This window comes from Flavobacteriales bacterium (assembly GCA_020435415.1).
Taxonomy (GTDB): Bacteria; Bacteroidota; Bacteroidia; order JACJYZ01; family JACJYZ01; genus JACJYZ01.
This window is the reverse complement of record JAGQZQ010000024.1, coordinates 1-12,672: the sequence shown is the minus strand read 5'-3', so window position 1 is coordinate 12,672 and position 12,672 is coordinate 1. Positions and strand designations below refer to the sequence as shown.

Below are 12,672 nucleotides of genomic sequence, written 5' to 3'. Positions count from 1 at the left end.
TGAATATTTCCTGACCTTTAGTTGATGGGAAAATACCTTGTCTATATACTGACATTGACGTTTTGCGTTCACTTGAATTCGTTGGCACAGGATGCAAAGAATGTCACGCTTTATGGGCATATAGATCCTGAACCCATACATTATGCAGGCTGCTGGGGGTATGTTGACTCCGTAGGTAATGAGTATGCCCTCCTCGGCACATATTACGGAACTTCTGTCATTGCCATCTCGGATTCTGCAAATATCCGCCAGATAAGCTTTATTCAGGGATCAGCCTCCAACTGGCGTGAAATGGTTGTTGCAGGTGATTACGGATACATCGTGTCGGAAGGCAGGGATTCATTGGCTGGTCTGCAGATACTCGATCTTTCAGATTTGCCGGATAGCGCAAGGCTTGCCTCAACATACAAGGCCACCTTTTCTTCCGCACACATTCTTTCAAGAGATGTTAGCAACAACAGCGCCTTTATTTATGTATCTGGAACAGACAGTACAGGAGGGGTGCATATTCTGGATGTTCAAAATCCGGAAAACCCTGTGCAGGTGGGATTGTATGCGCCGTACTACATACATGATTGTCATGTGCGTGGAGATTGGATGTATGCTGCAGCAATTTATAACGGAACATTAGACATCGTAGATATTTCCGACAGGTCAAACCCTGTGATGGTTTCTCAATTGGTATATCCCGGTGCCTTCACGCACAGTTCATGGACCACGGAGGATGGTCACTATCTTGTTGTAACGGATGAGATTGATGGAGCCCGTGCGCATATATGGGACATTTCTGATCCTTTTAACCCCGAGCAGGTAGCTTCATACTCAGGCAACGAGGCAAGTCTGGTACACAATCCCTACATAAAGGGATCTTTTTCATTTTTCTCTCACAATACCGAGGGTTTGAGGGTGGTCGATATCACTGATCCCCTGTGTCCGGCAGAAGTCGGATATTATGATACTTACCCGGGGTTAAGCGGCGGATTCCATGGCTTATGGTCTGCCTATCCTTTTCTGCCTTCGGGTTTGATACTGGGAGGGAACAGGGAAGACGGATTGTATATCTGGCGTTTCAATGGACAAAAGGGTGCCCGGATTTACGGACAAGTGTTGGATTCAATCACGGGGCTTCCGGTTCCCAACGCTATCATACGACTGGATACTACAACGGCGAAGGCAAATAGTTCATGGGATGGGTCGTTTGCGATTGGAGTTATGCCTTCGCCGATTGAGGGTTATTGGTTAAATGCCAGTGCGCCGGGATATGTGTCAAAGGCTTATGGAAAGTTGTATCCACAGGAAGATGACAGCCTTTTTGTGACCATTGAACTGGTGGATTCTCTAACGTCCGGGACAAGCCGGCTCGCCCAACTACCGTCTGCAATGTGCTTGTTTCCTCAGCCTGCAGGGACGTGGGTGAATGTAAACATACACCCTCAGAATGTTTTACAACATGTATATCTGACGTCTGCTGATGGCAAACGATCAGGTTTGTCATTTGGAAAGGCGGGGGCAGGCGAATGGAGAATTGATTTGTATACAGGTGTCAAACCATTGATCCCTGGAATGTATATCATTACGATGGTTTCAGAAGATGGGGTGATGCATGCCCGATGTGTGATAGGAGACTGATGACAGATCATTTAGCGGTCATAAGAGTAGAGGATTTGGATGGCACCGGTTCGTCAGAAATGATATTTCGGTAGTGCTGATATCTTTTCAGAATTTGTCTGACGTATTGGTAGGGTTCTTCTCCCCGGCAATAACCGTGCTTAACGACTGGATCATGATAATACTTTGGTGTGGATTTCATTCGTAAGAAATAATCCACATTCTCTTCCCACTTCTCAGGATCTTTCCGGTATTTACGTGCCAGATTCCTGGCGTCAATGACATGTCCCAGTCCCACATTGTAGGATGCCAGGATAAACTTGATCCGCTCTGATTTATCATCTACCGTTTTTGCCCAGTAACTGTCCAGTCTTTCAATGAATCGAACCGCTGCATCAATGCTTTGGGATGGTGATGTGATCGTATCAAATCCGAGTCGCTTGGCTGTGGCGGGCATCAGTTGCATCAAACCATAGGCACCAGCCCAGGATTGAGCATCCGGATTAAAATGCGACTCCTGGTATACCTGTGCAGCAAGCAGACGCCAGTCCCAGTCGATCTTTTTACTGTAAGTTTTCAGGTATTCATCGTAGGCGCTTATTTTTCCGCCTGATAAAGAAGAATACTCACTGCTCATTCGTTCCTCCGATTGTTTCGGATTGAGAAAATATTTCTTGTACAACGCGTAATAATGAGGGGTCCGTTTTTCCTGGTGAAGCCATCGGTTCAATTCCTGTAATAGCATAGGTGACTCTTTTCTAACGGCCCAGGCAATTTTCTGAGGAAACGAAATGGGCGTGGCAACATCCAGATTCGGAAAGTAGGTACTATTAATCATGGCCACATTCTCATCGGATACGGTCATGGTGATCTCTCCGTTGGCGACTTGTCGGATTAGCATCTCCGAGGTCACATCACCTTGTACTTCCTCGATGTTGATCTTACCTCCGATCTCCTCCGATAAACTCTGAAGTCTTGAGTAAAAACTAGTATTTCGCTTTACATGGATATGCTGTCCGGCGATGTCAAGAGGGTTTCGGACGAGGGCGGCCTCCCAATCCTGCCGTTTCATGCGTGACCAGTTCACGGGTTTGCGCTGCACCAACACCTGCCGGGTAAGCATATGGTGCTCTGTGAAGTTCACGATTTTCTTTCGTTCATTGGTGACGGTAAGGTTGGAAGCAATAATGTCAGCCCGGCCTTCCATCAGGTCTACAAAAATCTTATCCCAATCTTTTATAACCTTAATCTCCAGTTCTACGCCCAGGTGTTTGGCAAACTGTCTGAGCAACTCGTATTCAAAGCCCATGGGATTGCCTTTGTATAGGAAATAGGTGGTAGAACTGGTTTCAGTCAGGGCAATTAATTTGCCGCGTTGTTTGATCCGATCCAGGTCGAATGTGATCCAGTCACCTTCTGAATAGCTGCCGTTCCGATCACCTGTCTGGCAATTGTATGCCAGACACATGGTCAGGATTAAAACAAGATATCGTGTTGTTCTTTTCATGCCGTTGCGCTCCTTTCCGTTTACTTACGGCCTGTCACCGGGCGCACTTATCTCCCTGGAGGAGATTTTTTCGCTTATTCTTGTACGTCAAATTTGTGGAATGGTTCTCAGATTACACAAAAAAACATGACAGGCGATATTTTGTAACTTTCATGTATTCAGTTATTTGTGAGTTAGCCGATGTGTGAAGATAGTGTTTCTCAAAGATTTGCAGTCATATTTCAACCTAAGTATGCCTAATGCTTATGATCTGCGATTGGCACGCCTCAGCCACCAAATACAGGATGGACGGTGAATGGTCTTTATTTCCTGTTATTTTTGCATACCATGCACAAGCTCGTCTTGCCTATTCTGATCATTTGTTGTTTGGCCTTGCCCGGGGTGACCTTGGCGCAGTTTCATTCTATCAATGACGGATATGAAGCTTTACGAGAATACAACTATTTTAAGGCCAAGCACATCTTCTATAAAAAGCTCAAGCGACATCCCGTGCCGGCTTCATTTGGCCTGGCAACCATATTTGTCAGGAGAGATAACCCGTTTCATCAAACTGACAGTGCATTCAAGTACATATGCATAGCACAGGAGAAGTTCATATCCTGGCCATCGGATATGCGGAATAAGATGAAAACATACGTTGATTCAATCCATATTATCTTTCTGAAAGCAGCCATATATGAACAGGCTTATTTTCATGCCGTTGACAGTCCGCGGGTAGAGACGCTGGAACATTTCCTGTCTGTATATGATGGGGCGCCTCAGGCCCATGAGATCATGGTCTTGAGGGATGCAACAGCATATCGTCATGCGCGGAGACAAGGCACATCCAGGGCTATGAGGGAATTTGTTGAGTGTTATCCGGATGCTCAGCAGTATGCTGAGGCGGAAGAACTGTATCATGCGATGTTGTTCAAGGAAAAAACAACACCATCCGATCTGGAGAGCTATCGCAGGTTTATTCAGGAAAACCCGGAAAGCCCATATGTGAATGAGGCCCACAATGCGTTATTTGTTCATGAAACCAGGGAAGGCAGGGCTGTAGACTACCATCGGTTCATTAAACTTTATCCCGATAACCCGAACGTTCAAACGGCCTGGCATAACCTGTATCAGTTGGAAGTATCTGATTACCGCCAGGAAAGTATCCAGGCCTTTTTAAAAAAATACCCGGACTACCCATACCGGCAGCAGATTAAACAGGACATCGTATTGGCAAAGCTTCAATTGTATCCCATTCGGCATGAGGGGAAATGGGGGTTCATGGATAGCTCCTCAAACGTAAGGATTCCCTGTCAGTTTGAGTGGGTGGGGGCATTTGAAGAAGGGGTTGCACTGGCTGGCAGACAAGGTTTGATGGGTTTTGTGAATAAGAGGGGACAGATGGTTGTGCCATTCATTTATGAAGAAGCGGAGGCGTTCAAAGATGGCCTGAGCCTGGTGGGTGATGGGAAGAATTACGGATTTGTGGACCGCACCGGAAGGGTGATGATTCCATTGAAATATAGCCAGCTCAATGACTTTTCAGAAGGACTGGCAACAGCAGAAATGGATGGAAGCTTTGGTTTTATAAATGAAGAGAATCATGCAGTCATTCCGTTTGTATTTGATGCGGCAGGGGATTTTTCCGAAGGTATGGCTTGGGTGAAGATGGGGGGAAAGACAGGATATGTGGACCGCACCGGAAAAATGCAGATACCTTGTCAATTCGATTGGGGCGAATCATTCTCCGGAGGTCGTGCCCGCATAAGAATAGGAAAGAAATTCGGAGTGATTGCCAGCGACGGAAGATGGATACTGAACCCTGAATATGAACTTATCGGTACATTTAGTAGTGGTCTGGCACCTGTGGTACTGGAAGGAAGACTGGGATATGCCAACCGGGATGGGCAGCTGGTCATACCGCTGAGCGGTGAGGCGGATGCGGATGTGGTCAATTGGGGGGCATTTCAGGATGGACTGGCGAAGACAAGAATCGGAAAGAAACGAGGAATGATAGATACCCTGGGGAAAGTCGTGGTGCCGGCGGACTTTGAAGATCTTGGTAACATGAGTGAAAACAGGCTTGCAGTTCGGAAGAGAGGAAAATGGGGCTATGTGAATCGAAAGGTCCGGTTGATCATTCCTTATGAGTATGAGCAGGCTTGGAACTTTAATGATGGGCTGGCCAAAGTACAGAAGGACGGAATGATTGGTTTTGTCGATACACTGGGAAAGGTAGTAGTGCCTTGTGTTCTGGAAGATGCGGGCTATTTTACCGATGGTTGGGTGTGGTTCAGGAAGGAGGGTAAGTGGGGGTTAATGACAACAGATACGACGATGATTATGCCCTTGCTGGATCACGCTACACCGATAGGGCCTTTGATTGAACTGGTAAGGGATGAGAAAATAGCATATCTGGATAGATTACAGAATCGTATTATCTGGAAAGAGGAAGGATTTGATATGGAAGAGTTAGGTTGCGAATAAGGCTAGTTAAGAAATCAAAGTTTTGCTTCCCGCTCAAACAAGTCCTTACTGATGCTTTCGTCATTTCGGAAATAGAAAACACCACCCCAATTGTAGGTGATGTGCTTGTAGATGGTCACGTCACCTCCACGGTTAATGACGATCTTTCGGATTCTCCGGTTTCTTTCCTCGATAACTTCTTCGGTAATACCTTCCTTGTATTCTTTGTTCAGCTCCACCTCTGTCTTAGAAGTCAGCTTAACCGTTGGTGGTGTTTCTGTTAAACGCTTTTGCTGCTCAAGCTTGGCCGCAGCTTCCTTTCTGCGACGTTCAGCGGCGGCGATCTGAGCCTCGCGAACCCGTCTGTCGTTTTCTTCCTGTTCAGCTTTTTTTCGTGCTTCTTCTTCTGCAGCCTTTCTTCGTGCTTCACCTGCTCTTGCATCTGCTGCCGCAGCTTCTTCTGCTTTACGTTTAGCTTCAGCGTCTGCAGCGGCTTTCTTAGCGGCTTCTTCGGCCTTTCGTTTAGCATCCGCATCCGCCGCTGCTTTCCTGGCGTCTTCCTCAGCTTTACGTTTAGCCTCAGCATCCGCTGCCGCCTTTTTTGCAGCCTCTTCAGCCTTGCGTTTAGCCTCTGCATCCGCCGCTGCTTTCTTGGCGTCTTCCTCAGCTTTGCGTTTAGCCTCAGCATCCGCTGCCGCCTTTTTCGCAGCTTCTTCAGCCTTGCGTTTAGCATCTGCATCCGCCGCTGCTTTCCTGGCCTCCTCTTCGGCTTTACGTTTAGCTTCCGCTTCAGCCTTTCGTGCCGCTTCTGCATCCGCCTTGCGTTTGGCCTCGGCTTCTGCTTGTCTGGCAGCCTCCTCAGCTTTACGTTTAGCTTCAGCTTCGGCATCTGCAGCTTTTTTCGCGGCTTCAGCTTCCGCCTTGCGTTTAGCTTCCGCCTGTCGTGCAGCTTCTTCAGCTTTACGCTTCGCCTCAGCTTCAGCCTGGGCAGCAGCAGCTTTTCTTGCTGCTTCCGCTTCCGCCTGTCTCTTAGCTTCCGCTTCTGCTCTTTGAGCTTCGACCTGACGTTTAGCCTCGGCCTCTGCAGCTGCTTTCCGGGCAGCCTCTTCCTCCGCCTTACGTTTGGCTTCGGCTTCTTCCGCCGCTTTCTTAGCAGCCTCTTCTTCCGCTTTACGCTTGGCTTCGGCCTCTTCCTTGGCTTTCTTCGCCGCTTCTTCCTCCGCCTTTTTTCTTGCTGCTTCCTCGGCCTTCGCCTTCTTCTCGGCCTCCTTTTTAGCGTCTTCCTGTTCCTTCAGTTTTTCTTCCAGTTCCTGTTCCGCCTTTTCAATTTGCGATTGGATGGATTTCGTGTAATCAGTATCGTAGTCGAAGTCATCTACATCAGACGAATAGGATATCTTTCCAACCGGCTGATTAAAGATGATCGTGTTGACGCCTTCAACCTGCTCAAAAAGCTCTATAATAAAATCAAAGGGTTCAAATTGGTCCTGGATTCTTGCTGCCGGGACTTTGGTGTCCACGCTGATCTTCTTTGAAACATATCCTGGCTTGGAAAAACTAAAAATATATACATGATTGAAATCCAGGGGCTCGGAAAAGAAGCCTCCACCGGATAAGTGAATAACCTTGGCAGGACCTCCGTCTCTTGAAACGGTTATTTTAACGTCATTGCGATTTCCCCCTTTGACACGAACCGTCCCTTCCACGTCAAGTTGATTTTGCGCTGAAAGTATGGATGTCGCAAACAGGAACAATGCAACCATTGCCTGGCGCCATCGCCGGGGAACTTGGTCGGGGCTCGTATCAGGGGAATATGAATTGTAATTCGGACGCATGTGGTATTCTGTAATCCTTGTTCACTACCTTGAAAGCAGCAAAGCCAATGCCATAGTTGTTTTTACCTACGTTTTCGTCTTTGGTTTGGTTTTTGTTTCAAGAAAAATGTGCGATCCAATATTCTCCGTTAATACGGCTTGTTACGGATAACTTTTTCTGTACGTTTCAGTATAAGGGCTACGCACAAATGTAATAAGAATGAACTTGATTTCTAGGAACATGAGGCTATTTAGATATGGATCTTTGCTTGGCGCCCTGCTACTGGTAACGGTTTCTTTAAGAGCGCAGGATGTGATAACCATGGATCAGACCATTGCCTTTATACAATCCAAGATGAATGACCATTGCCGTCTGGATATGAAGAACGGCGGAAAACTGGTGATCACTTATTTTCGGGATGGGGTGGATTACCGTGAGGATATTCTTTTCACGGCTGATATGGATACGGCACAGATCAGTTATAATCCGGATGAACAATCCATTAACATACACTGCATGGAAGGGGAGGATGAGTGTGTCACACGGAGGTTGTATAAGGATAAGGAAAGAAGATTTTATTCCAGGGTCAATTTTGCATTCGGGTTTTCTCCTGAAGAAGCACAGGTCCTTATGGATGCATTTAAACATATGATTATCCTTGTAAAAGATGACAAATATGAAAGAACAAAACCGTTTGAGTAGCAGGAGGTACATCCGTCGAATGGCATTCACGACTGGGTGTTTGGTTTCCTGCTTTGTCCTGGTTATGTCTATATCCGTCCTGGCACAGGATGCCAATGACCTGCTCAAAGAAGGAAATAAACTGTTTGACAAGGGTTCCTATGAGGAATCGATCAATTTTTATAATCAGGCTCTGGAAGTAGACAGTCAATTTTTTAATGCCCTGAAACAACGGGCCCATGCCCAGTTACTGATGGGAAGGTATGAGGAAGCTGTAAGTGATTTTGACAAGTTGCTGAAGACTGATCCTAATCATAAATGGGCTATTCTGAATCGTGCAGCTGCAAAAATGAAACTGAAAGATTATAAGGGAGCTATTAATGACTATGACAAGGTACTTGAAATGGATCCGGAAGATCACGAGGCATATAACAACAGAGGGTTTGCCAAAAAGAAGAATGGTGATACAGATGGCGCCTGTGAAGATTGGAACAAATCAAAAAAATTGGGCAACAAGGAAGCCAAGATTATTTTAAAAAATAACCATTGTAAATAGCGACCGATTATGAATGCAATCTACATTTTACCTTTTGCCGCTATTGCCTGCTGGATATCCCGGTTTGGTGAAGCTGAACCGGATATTTCAAGAACTGTAGATCAGGATTGGACAGCGTGTGTTGAACAATATGATGTGAAATGGGGCGATGAAGATTGTAGCCAGTGTCATTCATATCAGGATACCTATAAAGTGTTTCTTCGAAATAAATGTGATGCCCCGATTGATGTGCAATGCTGCGTTCAGGAAGACAATAAGACCTGGCGTTGCTTCTCCTGGTATGAGATCAATCCTGGTGATACCGTGGCTCCATATGCATGCAAGGGCACAGGAAAGTATATGTACTGGTCCAGAAAAGCAGGAGATAAAGGTTCACCTTTTCCAACGAGAGAAGAAGTTAACAGAGATCATCCGGATTGATCAATACTTAGCCGGACTTCCATCTGTAGTTCCTTAAAGAATTCCAAAAAGTTGCTTTCCCATTCTCTGGTTTCAGGTAGCATCAATCGGTCCGTTGCGCTTGCCAAAGGCCATGGGAAAGATGTACGGCGTTCAATTCCCATTAATGATTGCCGGATTCCCTTTACCGTTGCATATTCCGATAACCAATCATGCCGGATCATGGCGGATAACATGGCTTGACAAGGTGCAGGCATGACTTCCCGGTTCTGGTTTAAGGTCTGATAGGCACTGGCTATAAAGGTGCCAAGTGCGTGATTGCTATGCATGGTCCAGGTATTGGCCAGAAAATAATCATAGAACAGATCAACAATAATCCCTGCACATTTACCATGCTCGGGGTGAAGTTGCTTTCTAAGACCCTGTACAATCGGGTGGTTATCCGTATAGTGATCAATTTTCCGGTGTAAAAGGATGCCACGACTGATTCCTTGAGGATATGTTTTATATGCCTTGCCCTTAACCCGGTCGGCAATGAAGTTACCTATCATGAGCCCGGTATCGCCTCCGGAGAGATAGAGGTGGGCAAGCAGGTTCAACGGATTTTGTCTTTGGTGAATAGTCTCACATCGTCAATATAGGCATTTTCGTAAATTCGCTGGATTAAATGCACACCATGAAGAATTATATCAGCACCTGGATCCTGCTCGGGATATTCACAAGCCTGGGTTTTGCCCAACAACCCGGGATGAAAATGCCTCAGCCAATGGGTGTCAGACCCCATGGCATCGGGAAGAAAAAGGATGCAAAGCTCATTCATAAACGCACCCTGGTTGTGGTTAAGCAGGATGAAAATTCGCTTGACCTGAAAAGTGTTAATGCCAGCCTGAAGTCTGCTGTCGATAAATACTGGAAACTGAAGGTACGTGGTATTGAGTTTAAAAGTGAGGCACAGGTGCAACCGTTGATAGATAACCGGGATACCGGCTATGTAATACTTCGGCTTGCAGAACGGCTGTTAACCATTACGGATTTGCCGGAGGAAGATGCTCCAACGTCACTCACCGTGCGTAGTATGGAAATATTTCTTCCTGAGAATAAAAGAAAGATAGCCACACTTCGCTTACCCGACGATGTACCCAAGGAAGGAGAGATCATTCTTGCATTGAAACAGCTCCAGCATTACCTCGCAGAGCGGGGGGCATCGTGGGAAAGTCAGGATCCTTATGCAAGTGCCGATACCATTAAAGGGATGGCGGGGAAGATTCTCCTCATAGATAAGAATGATTTCATTGCTTTCAAGGAGTCGGATATGGATGAGATCACCAGTCTGTATTCCATGCCCGTTCAGGTTGTCGGATTTCCGGTCATAGAAAAAGCCCTGAAGAAATCTGATCCGAAGTATGCTGTGGTACAGTTGGTGCATTACCGCCGTACCCAGTCTCTTCATTATATCATAGATGCCCACTCCGGGAAGTTTATCGGTCATTTCAGAACAGGAAATCCCATAGGAGATTACCTCCATTACCATCAGCATGTCACCATGTCTCACATTAAGAAGTACGGGGACATTGCCGGTATCAGTTATGCGAAAACGTTCTCAAAGCGATTCTCGGATATGTATTGTAAAGGCATGGAGATAAGTCCCAGGTTCTTTGTCCAGCAATCATGGTATAATGGAAAGTCATATGACAACAAGACCATATTTACCGAAAGGCTACCTGAAACAAATAGCCTGGTAAGTCATGTGGGGACCACGGAGTATAAGAAGACGGTAGGATATGGTTTTGGTGTGTCGGGTACCAATTACATGGATTCGGTGTGGAGTGCTCAGGCAGCTGTTTACTACTCATTTCAAGGGCAGAAGTTCCTGTTTACGCATTATGACAGTCTGCAGAAAAAGAACCGCACCAGAGAAATTGAGTTCCGGTTGGAGTATATCAAGATTCCGCTGTTTCTGGCAGCCAATACCAACAGTAGAAAGGATGTTGTATTTCAGATTTTTGCTGGCCCCCAGTTGGGGCTGCTGAAAAAGGCAGAGGAGTTAATTGACGGAGAGAGTTATGACGACATTCTGTTACAGCGAAGCTTTAAAAATAAGAGCGACAGGATTCCATTCAGTAGTTCTTTCAAAAGTATTGACCTGGCAGCAGCAGCCGGGATAGGTGTTCACCTGAAGATCAGCGGAAATATATTCGGCTATCTCGGAGGACGCTGGGATTATTCAATCCTGGATGCCGATACCCAGGGGCAATGGAAGGATGCTTCACTTTCTCCATCCCGGAATATGACATTGGCGGCAGAATGCGGACTTAGTTATCTGTTTTAACCACCATGCTGGTTATACGCTCATTTGATATGACAGATGATCTCCTCTGGCAGGAGGCCATGCGTATCAGGGAGCTTGTATTTATACAGGAACAGGCATGTCCTTATGAAGAAGAGTTTGATGGCCTGGATCACTCATCCACACATTTTCTGGGATACTGGAATGATGTTCCTGTTGCAACATCCCGTCTGAGGGAAGTCAACGGCAAGGTGAAACTGGAAAGGTTTGCTGTGTTAAGTGAGGTCCGCGGTAAGGGCATCGGAAAGTCCATGGTAAAAGAAAGCCTGGCTCTGGCATTGACGATGAACAAGCCGGTGTATTTGCATGCACAGACTTCTGTTTGTTCTCTGTATGCGCAGTTCGGATTTCAAAAGACAGGAGCACCATTCGATGAGGTAGGAATACAACATTATGTCATGACGCTTGCTACACCCGTTGCCTTATGAAAATCAATCAACCCACCCTTTTGGTTGACAGGGAAAAGGCATTGGCCAATATCAGGATGATGGTGGGACGTGCCGAGAGCGGCAGGGTTCGGTTTCGGCCTCATTTCAAAACCCACCAGTCAGCCGAAATCGGAGAATGGTTCCGTTCGGAAGGTGTGCGTCAAATCACCGTCTCATCCCTGGATATGGCCCTGTATTTTGCTGACCATGGGTGGATGGATATAACAGTTGCCTTTCCGGTAAACATTCTTGAAATAGATAAGATCAATGTACTTGCACAAAGGATAACCCTCAACCTTGTTGTACATTCTGCGGATGCGGTGACATTTCTTGATAAGCATCTTAATCACCCTGTAAACGTCTGGGTAAAGGTGGATGTGGGTACGCATCGTTCAGGGATGTCTCCGGGAAATCTAACCGCGATTTCCGACGTGGTGAAGCGCATTGTTCGGGCAGGTAGATTGACGCCTGTCGGATTGCTTGCACATGCAGGACATACCTATGGTATGCGCGAGAAGGAGAGTATTCAGGAAGTGTTCCGCGGGACCCGGGACATCATGCAACATCTTTCGGACCAATTACTACCTGTCGCAGGAAATCAACTTGAACTGTCTGTTGGCGATACCCCGGGCTGTTGCCTGACAGAGTCATTTGAGGGTGTTGATGAGATCCGGCCGGGAAATTTTGTCTTTTTTGATGTGATGCAAGCAGTCATCGGTTCATGTAAACCCGAACAGATTGCTGTGGCAATGGCTTGTCCGGTTGTGGGCGTTTTTCCCGAAAGAGGTGAGCTGTTGATCTATGGTGGAGGTGTGCACCTGTCCAAAGATAGTCTGAATGTGGATGGGCGTACACAATACGGTTGGCTGACGGATTTCCGTGGAGG

11 protein-coding genes are annotated in these 12,672 nt (G+C 46.5%); 8 read left to right on the top strand and 3 right to left on the bottom strand.

All coding sequences use genetic code 11. The annotated features are described in order from the left end of the window. Window positions 1-24: 24 nt before the first annotated feature. Window positions 25-1,629 carry a choice-of-anchor B family protein gene (locus tag KDD36_05925; GenBank protein ID MCB0396169.1) on the top strand — a complete coding sequence of 535 codons (1,605 nt, stop codon included), beginning with the start codon at window positions 25-27 and terminating at the stop codon, window positions 1,627-1,629. Between the two features lie 7 nt (window positions 1,630-1,636). On the opposite strand, the gene KDD36_05920 is transcribed toward KDD36_05925, so the two are convergent. Continuing rightward, on the bottom strand, window positions 1,637-3,115 hold the full coding sequence (locus KDD36_05920) for a transporter substrate-binding domain-containing protein (GenBank protein MCB0396168.1): 1,479 nt from the start codon (window positions 3,113-3,115) through the stop codon (window positions 1,637-1,639). A gap of 327 nt (window positions 3,116-3,442) precedes the next feature. Between KDD36_05920 and KDD36_05915 the strand changes: the two genes are divergently transcribed. Continuing rightward, window positions 3,443-5,581, top strand: coding sequence for a WG repeat-containing protein (locus KDD36_05915; protein ID MCB0396167.1), 2,139 nt, complete (start codon window positions 3,443-3,445; stop codon window positions 5,579-5,581). Between the two features lie 14 nt (window positions 5,582-5,595). Here KDD36_05915 and KDD36_05910 read toward each other — a convergent pair whose 3' ends face one another. Continuing rightward, window positions 5,596-7,395 carry a hypothetical protein gene (locus tag KDD36_05910; GenBank protein ID MCB0396166.1) on the bottom strand — a complete coding sequence of 600 codons (1,800 nt, stop codon included), beginning with the start codon at window positions 7,393-7,395 and terminating at the stop codon, window positions 5,596-5,598. A 220-nt stretch (window positions 7,396-7,615) separates the two neighbouring features. On the opposite strand from KDD36_05910, the gene KDD36_05905 reads away from it, so the two are divergent. The 3 genes from KDD36_05905 to KDD36_05895 all read left to right on the top strand — a co-directional run bounded on the left by KDD36_05905 (window position 7,616) and on the right by KDD36_05895 (window position 9,032). Further along, window positions 7,616-8,077, top strand: coding sequence for a hypothetical protein (locus tag KDD36_05905; protein MCB0396165.1), 462 nt, complete (start codon window positions 7,616-7,618; stop codon window positions 8,075-8,077). 64 nt (window positions 8,078-8,141) lie between these two features. Next, window positions 8,142-8,612, top strand: coding sequence for a tetratricopeptide repeat protein (locus tag KDD36_05900; GenBank protein ID MCB0396164.1), 471 nt, complete (start codon window positions 8,142-8,144; stop codon window positions 8,610-8,612). A gap of 9 nt (window positions 8,613-8,621) precedes the next feature. After that, window positions 8,622-9,032, top strand: a complete 411-nt coding sequence (locus KDD36_05895) for a hypothetical protein (protein MCB0396163.1) — start codon at window positions 8,622-8,624, stop codon at window positions 9,030-9,032. Here the strand turns inward: KDD36_05895 and KDD36_05890 are convergent. Beyond that, window positions 9,020-9,610, bottom strand: coding sequence for a DUF479 domain-containing protein (locus tag KDD36_05890; protein ID MCB0396162.1), 591 nt, complete (start codon window positions 9,608-9,610; stop codon window positions 9,020-9,022). The two genes, KDD36_05895 and KDD36_05890, sit on opposite strands and share 13 nt — an antisense overlap. 77 nt (window positions 9,611-9,687) lie before the next feature. Here KDD36_05890 and KDD36_05885 point away from each other — a divergent pair, with 77 nt between their 5' ends. From KDD36_05885 to KDD36_05875, 3 genes are all read left to right on the top strand, one after another. After that, the gene (locus KDD36_05885) at window positions 9,688-11,340 is read left to right on the top strand and encodes a PorT family protein (GenBank protein ID MCB0396161.1); all 1,653 of its coding nucleotides are present in this window, start codon (window positions 9,688-9,690) and stop codon (window positions 11,338-11,340) included. Window positions 11,341-11,345: 5 nt separating this feature from the next. Next, a complete protein-coding gene (locus tag KDD36_05880; GenBank protein ID MCB0396160.1) occupies window positions 11,346-11,786 on the top strand; it encodes a GNAT family N-acetyltransferase in 441 nt (146 codons plus the stop codon). Further along, window positions 11,783-12,672, top strand: an 890-nt coding sequence (locus KDD36_05875) for an alanine racemase (GenBank protein MCB0396159.1), incomplete at its 3' end; no start/stop codon positions are given. The genes KDD36_05880 and KDD36_05875, both read left to right, overlap by 4 nt.